The following is a 19,865-nucleotide window of genomic DNA, read 5'->3' on the forward strand; positions in this document are numbered from 1 at the left end:
TGAGCATCCATGCCCGCCCTGAACTCCGGGCACACTATATGTTATGTCAACGACACAACCTCGCGAATAAAATCAGACGATCTATTTCGCTATTCGAATCAGAAACATACCATTAACAGTTAAGGGATAGCTCATCACCGGTACTTAAGTCCAGGTAATAAGCCGAATGTCCATGTAGCTATTATCCTCATGATTTTATAGACTATCTCTCCGACAGCATCGTTTGCGGCAGTTAAGCATCCCCCTCCGATTCATCAATATAAATTTATGGTCAGGCAATGAAAAAAGAAGCCGTTACGAGCAAGAACGGATCAGGATCAGAAGAAACGCGCGAGGCGGAATTCGGCTTCTATGAGTTTTTCGCCGGTGGCGGCATGGCCCGGGCCGGCTTAGGAAAAAAATGGCGATGTCTGTTCGCCAACGATATGGATCCGATAAAAACGGCGAGTTATATCGAAAATTGGGGATCCGAACATTTTGATGGCCGCGATGTACGTGAAATAAAACCAGACGATTTAACAGGATCCGCAGATTTAGTCTGGGCCTCATTCCCCTGTCAGGATTTGTCTCTGGCTGGTAATGGACTTGGGATCGGCGAAATCGGCGCTAGTGAGGATGAAACCACGCGTTCCGGCGCAATATGGCCTTTTCTTTATCTAGTAGACAAACTTAAAGAGGGAAATCGGAAGCCGCCGATACTGATTCTTGAAAATGTCCTTGGGCTGCTGACATTGGATCAGGGACGGCATTTCGCTGCGATATGTCGTCAGTTAAGTAAAATGGGCTATCGCTATGGCGCAATGATCATCGATGCAAAGCTCTTTTTGCCTCAATCCAGACCCCGCGTGTTTATTGTTGCGATTAGCCGTCAGTTCTCCGTTCCTGCATCTTTACTTTCAAAAGAACCTCTAACGCAATGGCATTCTTCTTCGCTTCTTCGCGCCTGCGAAGCGCTTCCAGCGGAGACGCTCGGCGACTGGATCTGGTGGACGCCCGGCGATGCGCCGGGTTCGAGAACAAAGGAGCTTACCGACCTTATTGATTGTGAAGATCAAAACACATTATGGCACTCTGCCGATGAAACCCAAAGACTGATCGATATGATGGCTCCGGCGCATCTGACACGTTTGGCGAAGGCGCGGGAATCAGGAGAAACGACAATAGGCAGTCTTTATCTTCGCATGCGCAGAGAAAAAGGCGTTAACCGGCAACGAGCAGAAATCACGTTTTCTCCTGTTATCGGTTGTCTGAGAACGCCGAAAGGCGGCGCATCCCGCGCCCGTATTATTGTCGCCGATAAAGGCGAGGTAAAAACGCGCCTGCTGTCGGTTAAAGAAGCGGCGGCATTGATGGGGCTGCCGGAAGATTTTATCCTTCCGACCGCGTATCAATCAGCGTTTAAGATCATTGGCGACGGACTTGCCGTTCCTTCCGTCCGTTTTCTGGCCGAGCGCATACTAGAGCCTCTGGCGGCATCGGTCCGAAACGACAGCCATCAGACGGAGAACAGATAAGCATGAACTGGACGCTGCCCGTAACACCTGATGGTTGGGAAAGTAAGCTAGTCGATTATTTTCTCCGTTTCGGTGCCGACGGCGACGCACAGGATATTCGTTGGTTTGAAGTGACGCCGTCGACGCTCTCGGCGGCATTCGCAGGAAGCGGCGTCGGTGCGGATGAAATAGAAGAAGCATTTCGGACCTGTATGTCGAACATACCGGATCTGCCTCAGCGCCTTGAAAGCGGCATGATGGAAAGATCCAATGACAAATCGCCCGGATATTTCACTTATCTTGTCATGACGCTACTTATCAGCAGTCAATTCGATGCCCAAGAAGGACACAATAACTTTCGCCTGAAGTTACAGAACTGGCTGCGGACCGGACATAGCTATCAGAATCTGGCGGGCGTTAACGCCATGTGGGAAGCGCTGGCCGGTTGGCTTGAACGACGAGTTCAGAAAGGAGAACCTTATCGCCGACTGTGCCTACCGGAGATCCCCCCAAGCTGGAGCCATATCGGATATACCCTGCGTCTGGCTTTTCCCGGGAAAGCGGATGTGTGCTTGATGCGCCGTGTTCTTACGAGTCATCCGCAAACCATTTCCAGTCCACGGCTGTTGATCAGCTATTTTCAGGTCGCTATCCAGAAAGAGAACGCCTCTCACGCTCATGCGCTGAAACAGGCGTTTAGCGAGTTTAAAGACGCTTGGTTTTCAGGACGCAGAGCGTTTGCCGACATGCCTTTCTGGCGTTTGCGACAGAGGGCTATAGCGTTGATCTCCGATGTTGAGACGCGTAAGGCGTTCATCGATATGCGCGTCGATTTCGACGGTTCGCGATGTTACTTCAGCGCCGCAAGCGAGAATGACGAAAGCGTTTTCGCCCCTTCGTTGTCTGACGCGTTATTATCGGCTTCTGCGGGAAATAGCTATAATTTGGGCATCGCCACGCAGAGCGGCCTGCTTTTTTTCCATCAAGTCGGCCATGGATACTGGAGAGCTATAGCCGCTCCCGATGCGTTTTCTTTCAAATTTCACATCGCGTTATCCTGTAAATACGCTGCGCGCGCGAGCCAATATTTTGACGATGCGCTCACAGAAAACGACTGGATTCTGACGTCGCGTCCGCAGAGTCGTCATGCGGCGATGGAAATATTTCGTGCGCTGAAAACATCATCAACTACGCTGGATGAACAGATCTCCCGCTTACAGCTTTCCGGTGGCATCCGAGTGCCGGGCGGGTGGCTGGGACTACCCGCTTTTCTACCAACCGTACATTCAGACACGCAAAATTACAGAATTTACTCGCCTCAGGGAAACGGCGCGAAAGTTAGCGTCAGGGAAGAAGATGGACGCTTGACGTCATCAATGCCTCTTAACGGCGTGTTTATTATCGAACCTGAGCTGGAAATCGGCGAGAAAACGCCGCCATGGCGACAACGGGCGCGTTTTTTCGAGCGCGCCGTTCCTCGTCCTGCGCAGGAAGATAGCGCCAGATATCGCCTCGAACCTCTTACCGATTGGAAGACGTCTCCCCTGACAACGCCGGCATTCCACATTGAGCTCCCTCTGACGACAGAAAATAACGATGAACGTCTCGAACATCTCCTTGAAGCGATTTACGCAAGCGGCACCAGCGGATGGGAGGAAATCGAATTGGTCGCGCTTCTGGAACGCGCTGCAGACAGCGTCAATGTGTGGCATTTGATTCGCTGTTTGCATGACGCAGGTCTGATAGAACCGCGCTTACGCCAAGGCTGGAAAGGTCGAGTATGGACGTTAGTCAAACCTTCGCTGTTTCGTATCCGCAATGGGGATAACAGCATGATTGTCGTGGAAGGCGCTACCTGCGCCAGCCTTATGGATGATTTTCAAAAAGCGGTCTCCGGGCTGGGCGGAAAATGCTTTCGTCGCAGCGGCGTAAGCGTCTGGTCTCCTCCCATATGCGGCGCGGAGATCGATGATCCTGTCGAGTTGTCCCGAGTTATGGAATGGCCGCTTATTGATACATCGTCAACGCCTGATATGACGCCGCTCGCGTTAACCTCGACCTGTCGTACCGCCGAATTCCACCTTCAAGCGGCAGTGTGGGACTGGCGTTCAGGGCGTTTCTCTCCGCATGCGGCCTCCGATAACGCCTCGACGCTTTTAACGCGCCATGTCCATCCGGGCGGGCGCGATCATGACGTATACAAGGTTGTTTCCCGGCGCAAAATGGCGTTTTTCTTATCCCGAACCGCCGCGATTATCGCCGCGAATGTGAGTGCGCGCCGCCCGACATTCAGACGCGTCGGGAATCATCGCTTTATTTGCCTTGTCGACGATTGTGGTTTGCCTGACGCGCTGGCGATGGGATTACGACGCAGCGTGCTCAGAAACGGCGGCCCAACGGAAGCCGGATACGCTTATCCTATCGACGACGTCGCTTTCCGTTGGCTGAATCGACTGCTTCCCGGATGCTTCGCTCCATTCCCGCCGGATGACGGCGATGACGCAAATCGTTTAGTTGCAGCAGCGCGCCATTCCGGCGGGAAAACGCGCCTGCGGTGGCAAAACGGACGTCTGGCGTTATAGGCTGAAAAATAAGGAAAAGAATAATGAAAGATCTTCCCTGGTATATTGGCCGATACGATCGACGAAACGATCGGTTCTCGTATTTTAAAGTCGTCGCTCAGCAAACGGAAAATGGTTGGCACGCAATCGACAACCCTAAAAAAATGTTTCCTCGTACAGGTGAAGTCGAACTTACCGGATTCGACGCGTCTCAGCTTCGTCCAAACGACTGGATCGTCTTTCAGGTAGATACTAATACGCGCAGCAAATTGACGAGAGCGAAACATCCTCGCCGTATTTATCCTTATTATGATTTATCCTCGGCGCAGTCTCTTCAGAAAGCTCGCCATCGTCTGAGCCTGGAAGGCATCGAAACGTGCGGCGAACCGGGGCAATGGACTATTCGCTTCGAGGCGGGCGGAGTCATTCTGGCAAACCTGACAGAGTCGAAACCAGGTTTTTTTATTTTGTCACGGAATCAGTACGTTGCCGAATATGCATTTAATAACAGCGGAATCATCTCCGTATCCGGTCTGTCTGAAAATAACAAAATATTTTATATGCCGGACGCAGATGCCTCGCCCACGCGACGCCATGACTGGACACCTGACAAACATTACATTGACAATGCCGTTCAGCTTATCGCCGGAACCGACTCGTCAACGCAGATCGCTTCATGGCTTCGCAAGCATGTCGACGAGCAAAACGGAAAATTGAAATCCGGCGTCGACGATCTGTTGGCTGCCGCTCAGATTCTCCGATCCGGAGAGTTGGCGAAAAAAATAGAAGAAGAGGACGCGCTGGCCCGGGAACTCGCCCAAGCGGTGTTGAATGACGAGCGTATCGCCGCTCAGCTTGAACGCCAGATACAAAGCATCGCGGAAGAAGAACGGGACAGGTTGCGTGCCGAACAACAAAAAGCGCTCAACGAAGCTTTTTGCGCCGAGCATCTGCGCCGTAGCGAAGCGATTGAAGCGGAAATGACGGTCTTTCAGACGGAGAGAAAAAGCGAGATCGAACAGCAAATCGCGCAATTACGTTTGGACGAAGAAGAAAAATTACAAAAGGAATTCGAAGAAAAGCAGTTAAGCATAGAAAAAACGTTAAAACATGAAAAAGACGCTCTCGAAAGCGAAATCAACCGGCTGAAAAACGCCGCCGCAGATTTATGCCGTCAAAACGAAAGTCAGCGCCGGACGTTGTCTTCTCTGGAGATCAAACGCGAAGCGTCTTCAGGCGCGCTTCGGGAAGTTGAAGAGCGCGTTGCGCTGGCGCGGATCGAACTTGAGAAAATCAATGCCGCTATTGCTGAAAAAGCGCGTCGAATGGCGCATTCGGCGATCCCTGCGATATGTCTTCCCGCCGAAGCTAAAACAGTTTCCCACGCAGAACTGGGCCGTATCATCAGTGAAAACAAACTACTGACGCACGAAGGAAAAATACTGATGGAGCAATTCCTGGCGTTGACGCTTGCCGGCGAATGCCCGTTGCTCTACGGCTCTGAAACACAGGACTTCCTGGCTATCGCCGCGTCGCTTATTTCTTCAGGACGCGCTATCCGACAAATTGCCGATCCGACGATAATTTCCTATGAGGATCTGTGGATCCGCGCAGGAAATAATCTGGCGACGCCGCTTTATCAAGGATTGTTATTAAGCGACGCCCATCGTCCCCGAACAATTCTTGCCGTCATCGAACGTGTCGAATGCTCCGCCGCGCGTTTCTGGCTGCCTGCTCTGAAAGAGGGGTTGCGTAATGGCGATCTGCCCCGACGATTCCTGGTGTGCGGCACAATTACGAATGAAGATAACGAGGAAGCGGAAAAGATAAAGGAGGAACATCTTTTTCTGCCGGTGGAAAACATTGTCGTTCGAAATGCGATTACGCGCGCGCCGCTTTATCTCTCCGCCAGACATCATAGCGAACTAACGCCCGAAGCCGCGCCGCCAGAATCGCTTGCGGAAAAACTTGCCATTGCGGATGAAATGTCGGGCGATCGTCTGAACGTGGTAAATACGTTGCGGGCGACGAAAGCGGCGCTGGAGGTCGGGTTGGCCGTCGACGAAGACAAAACGGCGCATCAAAAGCGATTAGTCGATTTATTCGCAAATTTGCAAAATAGCGAAATCTGCGCTCCATAAATTACAGGAGAAGGAAATCATGTTAGATCCGATTGGCGGCTTTCGCCGTATTCAGGATTTCTTTATATCATATATTGAAACCAGTTTCCGAATTGCCGATCCGTTCGTCGCGGCGTCAAGGCGCGAATTGCTGAACAGCAGCGGAGAGTTCGCCGCAGAGCCCTATATTGAACCCGTTTTACGGTATGAGTCTTCGGATAAAACTCTTGAAGATTTGGCCGATATGGAAAACGGTCCGTTAAAGAGCTTATCGCAGGAAGGCCGAAAAGCGTTCGTCGAACTAGCGTTATCCGGTTTGTTTGATTCAAAATCCGGCGACGCGTCTTGGCGGCGTCGGTCAGTCCATGCGCCTTATATTCATCAGGTGAAAATGCTGGAACGAGGCATTCGTGCCGGTCGCCCTGGCATAGTGACATCCGGGACGGGATCGGGAAAAACGGAAAGCTTTATGTTGCCCATACTGGCCGCATTATCGAATGAGGCGATCGGTTGGCCCGCTCCCCGCGACAGTTACCTGCAAAATCGCTGGTGGCATAACGCGGAAGCGAACTGGGTTTCTCGTCGTAAAGGAGAAAAACGCCCGGCAGCAATCAGAGCGTTAGTGCTTTATCCGATGAACGCTTTAGTTGAAGATCAAATGGCGCGTTTGCGCAAAACGCTGGATTCCGATGAAGCGCGACAGACGATGGAACATCGTTTCGCCGGAAACCGCATCTTCTTCGGACAATATACCAGCGCCACGCCGGTTACCGGTTATGCCAGCCATCCTCGCCTTTCCGGCGATCGTACGGAGAAAAGCCGCCGCGCCCGCAACCTTGAAAAATTACGTAAGGCGTTGAACCGAATCGATTGCGATCAACAGGCCGCTCGCGCATTCGACAAGGAAAAAGAAAAATCGTCGGAGAAGACCCGATATATCTTTCCTTCAACAGACGGCGGCGAGATGGTTACTCGTTGGGATATGCAGGCCGCTCCGCCTGACGTACTCGTCACCAACGCTTCCATGCTGGGAGCGATGCTTTCGCGAGAAGTCGAAGACGCTATTTTCGACATGACGCGCGAATGGCTTATGAGTAATGAAGACGCTTACTTCTATCTGGTATTCGATGAATTACATTTAATGCGCGGCTCCGCAGGAACGGAAACCGCAATGTTGATTAAGTCGCTAATCATTCGACTAGGACTCGACGATCCGAAGCACCGCTATAAGCTGCGTTTGCTGGCGTCTTCCGCGTCTTTGCCGATGGAAGGCGCGGATGGAGAACAATCGAGAAAGTATCTACGCGATCTCTTCGCTCCCTTCGGCACTTGTCGCGATCCCCGGGATGAGGGCAGCGACTCTCCGGAATTCTGGCGTAACTGCGTCGTTGAGGGTACCCCCTTCATACCTGAACCAGAAAGTAAAGTTGACGCGCGGCCTTTTGCCGCCCTGATGCGGATGGCGCTTACAGGTCAAGGCGACGTTGTCCGCCGCTTAAAGATGACAGACGAGTTTGAGCGAGCTTTAGTTAACGCTTTTCAGGCTCTTGGCGTAAAAGAGCGAAATAGCCGTCAAGGCGTTAAGTTGGCGGCGGAAACCGCAGCCGCGTTATTAACCAACGCCTGCATTGAAAAAAAAGGCGACAAGCCGCGCGCCACGTCTCCCAAGCATATCATCGACAAAATTTTTCTGGCGGAAAGCCTGGATGGAGAGAAGGAATCTGAACTCGCGTTACGCGGATTAATGTTGTTACGCGCGCTTCCGGATTCCGTACTTGACTGCGATAAACCTGACGCCGCTACGCCGGCTTTTCGCGCGCATACGTTCGTCAGAAATATTGAAGGTTTCTTCGCGTCGGTCTCGCCCGGAGAGCGAAAAGCGAAATTCGCCGATTTTTGCCTAGAACGCGGCCTGTCGCACGCGCCTTCAACCTCACAAGAAAAGCGTGGTCGGCGTTTATTCGAAATGCTTTACTGCGAAGCTTGCGGTGATTTACTGCTTGGTGGTCAGAGGGGACAAAATTGCGGAGGCGCTACGGTAGAACTATTACCCTCGACGACCAATCTTGAAAATCTTCCCGAACGTCCCGGCGCGGAATATTACGATGATATGGCGCTGGATGAGTTTGCGGTTTTCTGGCCTGTTGAAAAAACGCCCGCTCCCAGTGAAAAAGGATGGGATGTATGGCAGAAAGCGACGCTGAATCCTGTTACAGGCATTGTAACTGTAGGGCAAGAAACATCGCAGAAGAACGCAGAGGCGGTTCGCGGACATCTCTATTTTCAGAACCCGCCCCCGGCGAAAAAAGGAGAACCGGTAAAACCGCCTTCCGCGCAACCTTTTTGTTGCCCTAACTGCGGTATCGATTATTCCAGTCGACCGGCAACCAACCGCGCCAGAACGCCCATTCGCGCATTCCGTACCGGCGTGACGAAATCATCTCAACTGGTGGCGACGGAGCTATTCGAATTGCTGCATGCGATCGGCGCTGATGCGAAGAGTATTGTCTTTTCGGATAGCCGACAGGATGCGGCGTCGATGGCGCTGGAAATTGAACGTCTGCACTTACGCGATTTGCGAAGGGAAATACTGGTCGCAGCCGCCAGAGCGATGATCAGCGAGGCGGAAAAAGAATATATTCCAGAAGAAGAATTTAAAGAAAAAAGAGATAAAGCGATACAAGCTGGGGATGATGATGAACTCGACAGGCTATATGAGCTCAAAACAAGGCAAAAAGGTATTGCGAGCCTTTGTAAATTCAGACGGGTAAAAATAGATAGCTTACTAGAGTCAGAAGGAGATTCTATCGGAAGAATATCCTCAGAATTGGCTGGATTGGGAATATCGCCTTACAAATATCGCCCGAGCGCTGATGGAGACGACACAACTGTCTGGCATAACAATTTTGTAAAAGATAAACACATCGTTAAATACCACGAAAAACTTTCCTTGTCTGACAGGTTGGCGATCAAGCAGAGGATAATTGACGATCAATCCGAATTAATAGATGACGTCATTTTCGCCAATACTTTTTTCGCGTTAGAGGAAACGGGTCTGGCGTATCCCTGCGTCTCGGATAACGAGGATACGCCCGAACTCGACGCCTGGTTAAGAGTCTTTGCCGGTGTTTATCGCATAAAAGAAAACAAATATGTCGATCCAGAACAATCCGACGGCTGGTACGTTGGAGAAGATATTAAAAAAGCGAAAGTCAAGCGCGTCGCCAGAGCCGTATTCGGCGACGACAAATATCTGGATAATTTGACGCTAGTCTTAAATCAGTTCGCTGATCGAGAGCATACGGCAGGGCTATTCAATATTGGCAAATTGTTCCTCAAGGTAGCGAAATCAGGCGATCCCTACTGGCAATGCGGCAACTGTGGGCGGATCCACTTACATTTAGGGTTTAAACGTTGTACCCGTTGTGCGGAACCGCTTGATATCACTCCCAAAGATTCTGTTGAAACGCTATGGGAACAGAATTTCCTTGGCAAACGCATTGTACGCGGCGAACGGGACGGCGTTAAGCGATTTCGATTGAACGTTGAAGAATTGACAGGGCAGACTGATGACTTTTCCGATCGACTTCGTAAATTCAAAGGGATTTTCGTCGATAAGATGAGCGAACTTGAAAAACTGGACGCCGAGATCGATATGCTTGCCGTCACCACGACAATGGAGGTTGGCATCGATATCGGTTCGCTTCAGTCGGTTTATCAGGCCAACATGCCGCCTCAGCGTTTCAATTACCAGCAGCGCGTCGGTCGGGCCGGGCGGCGCGGTCAGGCTTATTCTTTTGTCATTACGTTTTGCCGTGGACGGACTCACGACGCCTATTATTTCGCCCATCCTCACGCGATTACAGGCGATCCGCCGCCCCCCCCCTTTTTGGCGGTAGATCACGACGCTATCCCATTAAGGCTTTTGCGTAAAGTCTGGCTCAGAAGCGCCTTTAATCTATTGCGTGAAGAAGATAGCGAGAACGGGATAGATTTTCCTGGCGATAAACTTGTCCCGCCTGACGTTCATGGCGAATATGTTTCTACGCATGATTACTATTATGACGATAACGCGAACTGGGCTGAACGATTGCAGGGTGCGCTGGAAGCGACGCAGAGCATACGCGAACGTTTTATCGAAGCGTCGACGTTCGATCCGGAACAACGCCAGAATCTTCATTCCGCATTGAATGCCAAAAAAATAATCGATGAAATCGCCGAACTGAACGCTTACGCGCCTGACGACAGCGTGGGGCTCGCCCGTTTTCTAGCTGAATGCGGAAAATTGCCGATGTATGGAATGCCGACCCGGGTACGCAATTTGTATCTGGGATTACGTGAGAAAAAAGGTCTGAACAACCAGACTGAATACGAATGGTCGACAATGGATCGCGATCTTGACCTTGCGGTATTCGAGTATGCTCCCGGCTCGGTATTAATTAAGGATAAGAAAAAGCACAAGGTGATCGGCTTCACAGGAAATTATCGGGAACCGCATAACCGGAATAATCGCGTGTCGGATCTCTCTACGGTGGGCTCGTGGCTGGAGTCATCCAGTCATGTCGCATTTTGCCCGGCATGCGGTTCCGCAAAGCTGGAATTGCGTCAACCAGACAATGAAATTCAATGTAAGGATTGCGGCGCGCATATAAATCCTGACGAGTTCAAACTCTACATCACGCCTGCCGCTTTCCGTACGGATTTCGAGCCCAAAGACGATCTGGATAGTTTTACCCGCATGTCTTTAAAGACTACCGCGACAGTATTAAACGAAGAAACTCCGACACACTGTGATCCCTTGATCATACGACGTGGAGAAGTCACTATACTGCGTCTTAACGACGGTCCTATTAATGGAGAAAAAGAAGGAGAACGTTTTACTGTCGACCTCACAAGCGATCAAAAAGCGCCGGTTCCTTTCGTTGCTTACCGCTCGCCGATTAAAGGCGAGCAGGCGATTGATTCTAATTGGTTAAAAGAGCAAGATAATTCACGTTGGCGGCGTAAAGGCGAGAGCAGAAATTTCGGTCTGGTCTCCAGTAAGGAGACTGAATCGCTTCATCTCGAATTAACAAGGTTCGATCCTCGTCTTAATTTGAATATGGTCGCCAGGTATGGCGAGCATATGCACTTGCCTACGCGAGCGGCGGCCATCAGCGCGATTCAGATATTAACGCATAAGGCCGCCCTCTATCTGGATGTCTCGCCTGATGAGTTCGAAACGCTTGAACCTCGATTGCATTTTGGCAAACCTATACTGCAAATCGCAGACGCGTTAATCAATGGCTCAGGATTATGCAGACGTCTTGCCGAACCGGCGGTTGCCGGAAGTTCTCCCTTAATAATCAAATTGCTGCATGAAATTCTGAAAGATGAACGCGGCTGGCCGATGGTTGATTTTCTAAAGAAAGATCATCCAGTCCAATGTCGGACAGCATGTTACAAATGTATACAACGCTACGGAAACCGCCAATATCACGGCTTACTGGACTGGCGTTTAGGAATAGCCTATTTACGCGCCATGGTTATGCCGGAATTCGCATGCGGCCTGAATGTTGAAGACTGGAACCATCCAGAAATGAAAGGATGGAAAGAAAGAGCGTTTGAACTTGCGGAGGATGTCGAGGCGTTACGACCGGGGACTATCAAATTGTTAAAGGAACATTCTTTACCAGTTCTTGAAATAAATGATGGAAAAGATCTTTGGCGCGCGGCTGTTACACATCCCTTATGGCAATGCCGGGACGCTGAACGTGATGCCCTAATTGGTTCTTTTGGATTAGATAATATAGGAGCGCCATTACGATTTATCGACACCTTTGAACTGGAGAGACGGCCACTGCGCGCTTTGGCGAAACTTAATCGAGGTTAAAATTTAGCTTAGCGCTATTGGCCAATGTTCTAATTCAACCGAAGACGCTTTGTATGTGAAGCGTCTTCAATCGACAGTATAGCGAGGTTTTCTGATGGATACAGTAACACCGGCTAAAAGAAGCTTTGTGATGTCCCGAGTTAAAGGGAAAGATACTAAGCCTGAGCTAATCGTCAGACGCCTCGTCTATCATGCCGGATTTCGTTATCGTTTATACGACCCTCGACTGCCTGGCAAGCCCGATTTAGTCTTTTGGGGAAAGCGCAAAGCCATCTTCGTACATGGCTGCTTTTGGCATGGTCATAAGGGATGTTGGCGAAATCGCATGCCAAAATCAAATCAGGAATATTGGTTTACAAAACTGGAAAGAAATAAAACAAGGGACTCCATGAGCTTATCAAAGTTACACGAAATGGGCTGGCGAACGTTGGTAGTTTGGGAATGCGAACTTAAAGAGACGGATATCCTGCTGGAAAAATTGAAAGCGTTTTTAATAGAGGATGCCTAGATAAGAAGCGACATTGTTTTTAACTGCCATATCGCAGGTAGAAAATGGTGGTCATTCTGGTGGTCTTGACAAAACTGGACTTTTAATTTAGCTTAATCTTCAGCCAGTTAATGGCAAAGGCGATCCCAGTCAGAGGAGCCAAATTTCCGTTTTTACGCGCTCAGGCGAATCGCTATATGTTTTTGATTCAAAGAGTTAGCGTAAAGACCCTTCCGATGTGTATCTGTTTATTCTCTGCGCCAGGCAAAATTGGTGGTCTGTTTTAGGATCATTTCAGTTTGTTCCTGAAGTCACCGCCATATATCCCTTTCCGACGTAAAAATCCACAACCGCAAGCCTTCTGATATCTCAGTTATCGCTTCAACCAAAAAGAAACCCGTAACGCATCAGGCGCATATCCGCAGGTTTCGCTTTACTACTGGCGCAGAATATCAACCCCGCGCAGCAAGGTATGGGTATGAGCGAAAATTACTGACGCGGATTTACGGCCACGCGCTGGCGAAGGGGCTTACGGGTTAACAATCTTTTTATTAATTTATGCCCCTTATCCGCCGCATCGGTTTCGATATGTCTAACCTGTATCCGCTAACCAGTTAAAAATCAATAAGACGCAGGTAATCAGCAGAGCGCCTGTTAGCGGCAGCGGCTATAATTAGCAATGCCGAATGGCTGCGCATTCAAAATCGCCTATAACCCTTTCTTCCATACGCCATAACTGCGCTGTCTACATTAATCCCCCTACAATTGCCGAATTTAACAGCAATCGATACACCAGGAAGTATGCGGGCTTTGACAAGCGCAACCAGCCCCGTTAATATGCGCCCCGTTCACACGATTCCTCTGTAGTTCAGTCGGTAGAACGGCGGACTGTTAATCCGTATGTCACTGGTTCGAGTCCAGTCAGAGGAGCCAACTTCTTATTTCTGTGCATCTTAAGATCTCAGTGATTTTTTTGAATCAGTGAGTTAGCGTAGAAATTTGCCCCGATATATACCTGTTTATCTCTTTACAACGGCAAAACGCGTCGCCGCATGCTTCTTTCCGATGCGAAATTACGCAATACCACGCCATTTGATAAACCCTTTAGTATCTGCTTATCAATCCGAACGGCTTACACCTCTGGTATCTCAAATATCGCTTCAACCGAAAAGAATCCCGTATCCGCATCAGGCGCGTCCCTCCGCTGGTTCTCTTTCCAGTGCATGGAATTAATATCCGAAATACCGGAAAATGGCGTCAGGGCGGTACGACGGCAGCGGATTATCCCGCTCGCGCGGGGGAATACGCTAAAACATTTTTAACCCATCAGAAAGCCACCGGCATCCCCTTCTTTTTAAAAACAGATAATTTATTGATTTTTCAAAGGAAGGAAAGACACCAGGCGCAGGCCATCCAGATCTACCGGAATACGTCGGTTGGCGCCATAGGTTTGAAATTCAAACCCTGATTCAGTATTGGTGGCCCATGCCATCACGACATTTCCATCCTCCGCCAGGCGGTCGATATGCGTCCAAATCATAGCGCGCATTCTTGCCGACGTATCGCCAATATAAACGCCAGCGCGCACTTCCAGCAGCCAGACCGCCAGACGCCCTCGCAGGCGCGGCGGTACATTTTCCGTTATCACCACCAGCATACTCATACTGACTGACTCCTGTGCCCTGCCTCCCCGATGCTGACAGGTTCCGGTATCGCCACAGGCTGCGCATCTGCCGGTGGCGCAGGCGGTGAAACACCGCCTGCGGCAAGCACTTCTTCAATAAGAGGGATGAGTTTTGCCAGCGTGTTATGGCTACGAAAAATATCCCGGCAGGCAAGCCTGACCGCTTTATCCGGGCTGACAGGGTTGCTTCGGGCAATTTCAAAGGCCTTAGGGACCACCGTCTCGAATTTAATGATATCCGCAATATCATAAATAAAAGACAACGGTTTACCGGTATGAATAAAACCAATTGCGGGCGCATAGCCTGCGGCCAGCACGGCGGCCTCCGTTACGCCATATAAACATGCCGTCGCAGCGCTGATGCACTGGTTTACCGTATCGCCCTTTTCCCAGTCTTTCGGGTCGTAGCGCCGCCCGTTCCACTTCACGCCATACTGGCGAGCAAGCAGCGTATATGTCGCCCTGACGCGGCTTCCCTCGATCCCCCTGAGTTGTTCCACGGAACGGCGGCTCGGCGCTTCTTCGCCAAAACGCAACGCAAACATTTTACGCACCACCTTCAGACGCAGCTCTTCATCCAGCGCCAGTTTTGCCTGATAAAGCAGTTTATCCGAGCGTGCGCCGCCCGGCTGGCCTGATGCGTAGACCCTAACCCCGGCCTCCCCTACCCAAACCAGCAGCGTCCCGACTGCGGCAGCCAGACGCACTGCCGCATGTGAAACCCGTGTTCCGGGTTCGAGCATAATGCAGGCGACGGACCCAACCGGGATATGGGTGCGTACCCCGGTTTTATCCACCAGCACAAACGCGCCGTCAATAACGTCAATCTGGCCATACTGCAAAAAAATCATGGAGACGCGATCTTTAAGCGGTACCGGATTTAAAGGCAGCCAGGACATTAACGCGCCCTTTTTATCAGCATCAGACCACAGCCCAGCGCTTTACTTTTACCTATGCCGCCAGACAAGGCCAGACTAAACGCCACCGGATCGGTAACCGTCAGTCTGCCGACATAATCCACGCTGCTAAACAACACAGGCTTTTCTCCCGGGCGTCGCACAAAACGGTGCTGCTCATAGGCCCGCACGCCGCTCCACAGGGCCATATCGTCAGGCAATATGGGTTTAAACCCGTGCCGCTCTCCTTGCCTTATCAGCCAGTCGGTCGCCGCCTGCTGCTGCAATGCCTGAATGGCTGTCGCATCCAGCCCCTGCTTTTTCGCCTGAAATTTTGCGTCCATCAGTACGTCGCTGCGCTTTTTCGCACGCGTTATCACCGGGTTGGCACGCAACTGAAAGTCCAACTGCATACCGCGATGTAACTGAAGCTGCCAGGGTTTGGTTTCGACGATAAACAGGTCATGACGCGCCAGCGGCGGTTCGGGAGATAAAAGATAAAAACATTGGTCATTTTCTCTGTGGAACAGAAAATCACGCTGTGTTTTTCCCGGAAAAAGTTGCCACAGCCACTGGTGCGAAACGTAAGGCTGGCACGCTCCCCATTTTTCCAACATTTGCGGCGTCAGCCGCGACAACATCAGGCGTACTCGTGATAAATACATCAGCCTCCCTCCACTGGCAGCGTGCCGACATAACAGACTCGCTCGCCAAACTGCCAGCGCTTGCGGCTTAGCGGATTATCACTGCACATGCGTTGCTCATGCGCAGGAATACTGGTTTCATCCGGATCGTCCCAGTAACACTCCGCACTTGCCTCTACTATCGGCGCTATTGCGTCATCCTTCGGCGCGGGCAACCTCTGCCCTGCCTGGGCCATAACATGGGCCAGCGAACCTGTTGCAAGATAGGGAAAAAGTGGCAGCGACAGCGGGCAGGCCTTGCGCCCCATATAGAGCGGGAAATGCGGTTTTTGTAAGGCGGTTTGCAGCGCCTGTAATGACAGCGGCGCCTGTGGCGTTGCGCGTACGGCCACATGATAGTAGGCATCACCGTAATACTCGCGCAGTGTGACAACCGTCCCTACCTCTTGCGGGGCAAGCAGCAGCTCATCGCGCCGGGTTGCATAGAAGCGTTTTCTGTTTTCCCGCGGCATGCTGACCGTATGATAGTCACGCAGCCTTGTCTGCTGTGAAAAACGTGGGCAAACGGCAAAATAGTAGTGTTGATTAAACGCGTTGAGCCGCTGCTCTTCATCGCGCCGGATACCTACCGCTGCGGCAAGCAACCCAAGCAAAGCCGAGCGCCCCGGCACCGCTGAAGAGTGGCGCATTTCACCTGTCGCCTCCAGGCCCCAGGAAGCCAGCGGCGCATAAAGCTGAAACACCAGATACTGTGTCATGGTTTTGTCCTTTACTGGCGCACAAAATCCAGCAGTGCGGGCAACGGGCCGGTAGCAGCAGACTCAATAGCGCTGGCGCCGCCTTCAACATTCAGCACAAACCGCTTGTCGGCGCAGGCGCCATAGGCATTATCAAACTTGCAGCACTGCTGCTCCAGCGAAGCAATCGCCTGCATAAGCTGATTATCGCCGGCAACGGGCTTTAAAAAGGCCACTGACAGCGAGCGCGGCTGCTGCTCGCCTTTTTCAACCAGGGCATAGGATGCGTAAGCGCGGGAAGCGAAGCTGTTTTGCTTGCCGCCTGGCGATACGGTCATCGCTGTTTGCGTCAGCGCCGCAATCGTGCGTGCGGTCAGCTCTTCATTCCCATCAAGATTTTCCAGCAGCAGGTCGCGGCTGATGCAGATGTAGGTATAAAACAGCGCCGAGGCGAAACCCTGTTCGCCCATGTGTCCCGAACCGGTATCGTTTTCCGCCAGGTTCAGGTCATCCACTGCGGTAAAGAAGTCGTCTTCCACCAACACGGCGCTAACGCCCAGCGCGTGGGCAACCTGGCAGGCCGCCTCCACGTTGTAGTCCGGCTCGGAGGCCAGCATGCGGCCAAACAGCGCCATATCCACGCTGCGCGCCTCTTTTCTAAGCAGGTCTAATTCACTCTCCTGCGGTTCACGCTTCTCCTCAATCAGCGTCGCCACCAGCTTCTCAATTAACGCTTTTTCATGAACGCTGATATTCACCACCTGTTCGATATTGAGGTTGTCGCGCACGTCTTTGGGATTTTTATCGTTTTTGCGTTTACCAAACCGCTCGGCGATTTTTTCCGCCGCGGACAGGGCCAGCTTTTCCGGCACCCCGGCCTTTTTCATAGGCTCATAGACATACTTGCTGCCAATACAGCGGGTGCGAATACCGACATAATCGCCGTCAAGCGCGCAGGAAAAGGTTGGCGATACCCGCCACGCGCGCTTGAGGCTTTGAGACGAAACGCGCAGGCGTTTCACACCGCCCATGAACGCCGTTTTAGGCTGTCCGGTATCATCACGGTTGAGGTTAGAAGGCGCATAAGAGGTTAACAGGTGTAGCTGGATAAATGTCGTCATCATTAAATCCTTTAAAAATGGGAAAACGGGGGGTTAATTACCGGCCTTCATATATTCACTGGCCCAGCGAATACGGTTGCGGGAGAAAGGATCGCTGCACTCAGGCTGATGTTCTTCCCTGGCCTGCCATTCGCGCATCCAAAGAAAAATGCCGTCTGCCAGTGAAACAATATTTACGCCTTCTTTGCCGCGCAGCTTGACTGCGCGAACAAGCTGCCGGCAAAACTCGGCAGGCTCGCGAGTGTCCTGTAAGCGATCGAAACGCAGCGCTGACAGACATGCGCGGCCTTTAATATTTTCACCCAACTGAGCGGCAAAACTGCGCCCTGAAGTATTTTTATCGGCATGAGCGGCCGCACAGACAAAGACCGCCAACGCGAGGCTATCAACGTGATTTAGCGGCATCACGCGTTCCAGCAGCCCCCTGAGCGTGTGATACCCTTCATACACCATGACGCCATAAGGCGCTGCTGCGCGACGCAGCTCGGCTCGCCAGGCACGCCCGTTAATGCGCCTCTGGCCAATATGGGCATCCCTCTCCTGCAGCGCGTTAAACCAGGTGACCAGTATTTTTTTTGTATCATCGGATGTGAATACCCGTTCCCGGGCCGTATCGGTATTAAGCATTCCCTCTCTCCTGCGGCTTTACCGCGAGTTCAGTAAAATCCTTGCGGACCTTCAGCTTCTGATATTCGCCCTCCAGCTTTTTTCTGGCGGCAAGCTGGCGACGCAAAATGGCGCTGTCGTCTTGCGAACCGGATAACACCATGCCATCAAACATCATGAACATATGTTGCAGCAGGTAGGTCGGCCATTGCGCCATACGCCGCGACGTTTCGGGCTGCGCCTGCATGGGATCCTTTATCATGGCCGTTAGCAGCAGGCTGAATTGCGCTTGCGTCCCCTGCCACCAGGTGAGATCCCACATGCTGAAATCGCCAGGGGCATCGCCGCCTGCCGCGAAAAGCGCCGCTTTAAGGTGCTTTTTAAGCAAAGACAGTGCGGAGTTTGCCAGCTCTAGCGCAAGTTTGGCCTGCGCTTTCACTTGCTCTGGCTCATCAGTGATAATCAGCGGCAGCCGGTGTTGATACCAACAGCGCGCCTTGGCGTTATCCATATCAAACCCAAAACACCAAAGGCGTGTTGCCGGCATTTTGCGGCGTTTTGACATCGCCGGGACCACAGCCGCAGGGCGGGTGAGGTTGAATTTATCTTCACTTTGCAGCGACAGCCCCAGCCAGTCTTTGTAACACAGCCCCCCCGGCTGCCCCTTAAGCGCAAGCCAGGGCGCAGCGCTGTCTTTTATGGACTGCCTGTGTGGCGACAGCGGGTGAACCCAGCCCTCATACTGGACGCCGTAGTTTTTCGTGCGTATTTCCCGCAGGCAGGCTTCACTATGCTCCCCGCACAGGTCACAGTTGCCCGCTTGTGTTGCAGAAAAATCGATTTCAATGCGCCTTGGCATCCCCCAGTACGCCTGCAGAGCGTGCGCATTGTCCGGCGTCACGCTGTTGCCTGGCCGCTCGCTGGTGCGGGTTGCGGTAAGCCAGGGGAAAATCAGCGGTAGCTGCGCCTGCTCAACCTGCGGCTGGCCTGACATCACGTTCAGCCAGAGCTTTTTCCACAGCGGCAGGGTGTTATCTTCAGGTACGATAAGCGTCGTCAGCGGGCCGCCGCCGCGCATTCCAACGCGATAGCCTGCGCCGCCGGCGGGTGAATTGGTCTGCACGGTAAAAAGCGCGATAGCCGCGCAGTGCGGGCACATGCGTTGACAGGCGCTGCGCTTAATGAAGTGATCTTTATTGAGCTTGAGCGTATTGCCGCCGGGCGCATCGATTAGCAGCCCGGCAATGGTGCTGTTTTCCCCCTCAAGCGGTTCATGACTTTGCAAAAAAGCGGGCTTCTGCGGGCCAAACTGCATCGCGGGCGCCACCACAGAAAGCGCCTGTCGCCACGCATCCTGCGCCATACCGTCATACCAGACAGCGCGCCATGCCGCTTCATTTTCCGGCCCCGCCGCCGTTTGCAGCAGCCCGATAAGAAACTGCCAGGCGCCGTTTTGAAAATCAGGCCGTGGATACGCCAGATCGAGAATATCCTCATCCCACAGCGCCAGCGGCGATATTTTTTTTTGCTGGCGCGTGGCGGTGACAACCGGCAACCAGCTTTCCGTGATTAAATCCATTTTTACTCCTGTGAAAACCCGCCCCTTCCGAGGCGGGTATTGTTAAGAGCGCCTTATCTGCATAA

General features: G+C 52.0%; 12 protein-coding genes and 1 tRNA gene. 6 read left to right on the forward strand and 7 right to left on the reverse strand.

Translation table 11 applies throughout. The features are described 5' to 3' along the window. Nucleotides 1-278: 278 nt before the first annotated feature. The 6 genes from JJB97_RS11460 (at nt 279) to JJB97_RS11485 (ending at nt 13,466) form a co-directional block, all read left to right on the forward strand. Complete coding sequence (locus JJB97_RS11460; protein WP_238714151.1) at nt 279-1,514, forward strand: DNA cytosine methyltransferase; 1,236 nt, start codon at nt 279-281, stop codon at nt 1,512-1,514. 2 nt (nt 1,515-1,516) lie between these two features. Beyond that, complete coding sequence (locus JJB97_RS11465; RefSeq protein ID WP_238714152.1) at nt 1,517-4,075, forward strand: hypothetical protein; 2,559 nt, start codon at nt 1,517-1,519, stop codon at nt 4,073-4,075. Nucleotides 4,076-4,098: 23 nt separating this feature from the next. After that, nucleotides 4,099-6,195, forward strand: coding sequence for a coiled-coil domain-containing protein (locus JJB97_RS11470; RefSeq protein WP_238714153.1), 2,097 nt, complete (start codon nt 4,099-4,101; stop codon nt 6,193-6,195). Nucleotides 6,196-6,214: 19 nt separating this feature from the next. Then, entirely contained in the window at nt 6,215-12,046 is a 5,832-nt protein-coding gene (locus tag JJB97_RS11475; RefSeq protein WP_238714154.1) for a DEAD/DEAH box helicase, read from the forward strand. Nucleotides 12,047-12,140: 94 nt separating this feature from the next. Then, nucleotides 12,141-12,554 carry a very short patch repair endonuclease gene (locus JJB97_RS11480; protein WP_238714155.1) on the forward strand — a complete coding sequence of 138 codons (414 nt, stop codon included), beginning with the start codon at nt 12,141-12,143 and terminating at the stop codon, nt 12,552-12,554. 836 nt (nt 12,555-13,390) lie between these two features. After that, a tRNA-Asn gene (locus JJB97_RS11485) sits at nt 13,391-13,466 on the forward strand. A gap of 436 nt (nt 13,467-13,902) precedes the next feature. Here the strand turns inward: JJB97_RS11485 and cas2e are convergent. From cas2e to casA, 7 genes are read right to left on the reverse strand one after another with little or no spacing between them, the layout of a single operon-like run. Continuing rightward, nucleotides 13,903-14,196 carry a type I-E CRISPR-associated endoribonuclease Cas2e gene (gene cas2e, locus JJB97_RS11495; protein WP_238714156.1) on the reverse strand — a complete coding sequence of 98 codons (294 nt, stop codon included), beginning with the start codon at nt 14,194-14,196 and terminating at the stop codon, nt 13,903-13,905. Beyond that, nucleotides 14,193-15,116 (reverse strand): type I-E CRISPR-associated endonuclease Cas1e, encoded by a 924-nt coding sequence (gene cas1e / locus JJB97_RS11500; protein WP_238714157.1) that lies wholly within the window; start codon nt 15,114-15,116, stop codon nt 14,193-14,195. Before cas1e ends, cas2e begins: the two co-directional genes overlap by 4 nt. After that, the gene (cas6e, locus tag JJB97_RS11505; protein ID WP_238714158.1) at nt 15,116-15,778 is read right to left on the reverse strand and encodes a type I-E CRISPR-associated protein Cas6/Cse3/CasE; all 663 of its coding nucleotides are present in this window, start codon (nt 15,776-15,778) and stop codon (nt 15,116-15,118) included. Before cas6e ends, cas1e begins: the two co-directional genes overlap by 1 nt. Next, the gene (cas5e, locus tag JJB97_RS11510; protein WP_238714159.1) at nt 15,778-16,515 is read right to left on the reverse strand and encodes a type I-E CRISPR-associated protein Cas5/CasD; all 738 of its coding nucleotides are present in this window, start codon (nt 16,513-16,515) and stop codon (nt 15,778-15,780) included. The genes cas6e and cas5e overlap by 1 nt, the downstream gene beginning before the upstream one ends. Nucleotides 16,516-16,526: 11 nt before the next feature. Next, nucleotides 16,527-17,615: a type I-E CRISPR-associated protein Cas7/Cse4/CasC gene (gene cas7e / locus JJB97_RS11515; protein WP_238714182.1), complete on the reverse strand. Its 1,089-nt coding sequence runs from the start codon at nt 17,613-17,615 to the stop codon at nt 16,527-16,529. A 33-nt stretch (nt 17,616-17,648) separates the two neighbouring features. Next, nucleotides 17,649-18,242: a type I-E CRISPR-associated protein Cse2/CasB gene (casB, locus tag JJB97_RS11520; protein ID WP_238714160.1), complete on the reverse strand. Its 594-nt coding sequence runs from the start codon at nt 18,240-18,242 to the stop codon at nt 17,649-17,651. After that, nucleotides 18,235-19,800, reverse strand: a complete 1,566-nt coding sequence (gene casA, locus JJB97_RS11525) for a type I-E CRISPR-associated protein Cse1/CasA (RefSeq protein ID WP_238714161.1) — start codon at nt 19,798-19,800, stop codon at nt 18,235-18,237. Before casA ends, casB begins: the two co-directional genes overlap by 8 nt. Nucleotides 19,801-19,865: the final 65 nt, after the last annotated feature.

Origin of the sequence: Tenebrionibacter intestinalis (assembly GCF_016632365.1) — a bacterium.
Taxonomy (GTDB): Bacteria; Pseudomonadota; Gammaproteobacteria; order Enterobacterales; family Enterobacteriaceae; genus Tenebrionibacter; species Tenebrionibacter intestinalis.

Coding starts and splice junctions, on each gene's coding strand:
- JJB97_RS11480 (WP_238714155.1), top strand. CDS start 12,141: ATGGATACAGTAACACCGGCTAAAAGAAGCTTTGTGATGTCCCGAGTT.
- JJB97_RS11470 (WP_238714153.1), top strand. CDS start 4,099: ATGAAAGATCTTCCCTGGTATATTGGCCGATACGATCGACGAAACGAT.
- cas5e (WP_238714159.1), bottom strand. CDS start 16,515: ATGACACAGTATCTGGTGTTTCAGCTTTATGCGCCGCTGGCTTCCTGG.
- casA (WP_238714161.1), bottom strand. CDS start 19,800: ATGGATTTAATCACGGAAAGCTGGTTGCCGGTTGTCACCGCCACGCGC.
- cas1e (WP_238714157.1), bottom strand. CDS start 15,116: ATGTCCTGGCTGCCTTTAAATCCGGTACCGCTTAAAGATCGCGTCTCC.
- casB (WP_238714160.1), bottom strand. CDS start 18,242: ATGCTTAATACCGATACGGCCCGGGAACGGGTATTCACATCCGATGAT.
- cas2e (WP_238714156.1), bottom strand. CDS start 14,196: ATGAGTATGCTGGTGGTGATAACGGAAAATGTACCGCCGCGCCTGCGA.
- cas6e (WP_238714158.1), bottom strand. CDS start 15,778: ATGTATTTATCACGAGTACGCCTGATGTTGTCGCGGCTGACGCCGCAA.
- JJB97_RS11460 (WP_238714151.1), top strand. CDS start 279: ATGAAAAAAGAAGCCGTTACGAGCAAGAACGGATCAGGATCAGAAGAA.
- cas7e (WP_238714182.1), bottom strand. CDS start 17,615: ATGACGACATTTATCCAGCTACACCTGTTAACCTCTTATGCGCCTTCT.
- JJB97_RS11475 (WP_238714154.1), top strand. CDS start 6,215: ATGTTAGATCCGATTGGCGGCTTTCGCCGTATTCAGGATTTCTTTATA.
- JJB97_RS11465 (WP_238714152.1), top strand. CDS start 1,517: ATGAACTGGACGCTGCCCGTAACACCTGATGGTTGGGAAAGTAAGCTA.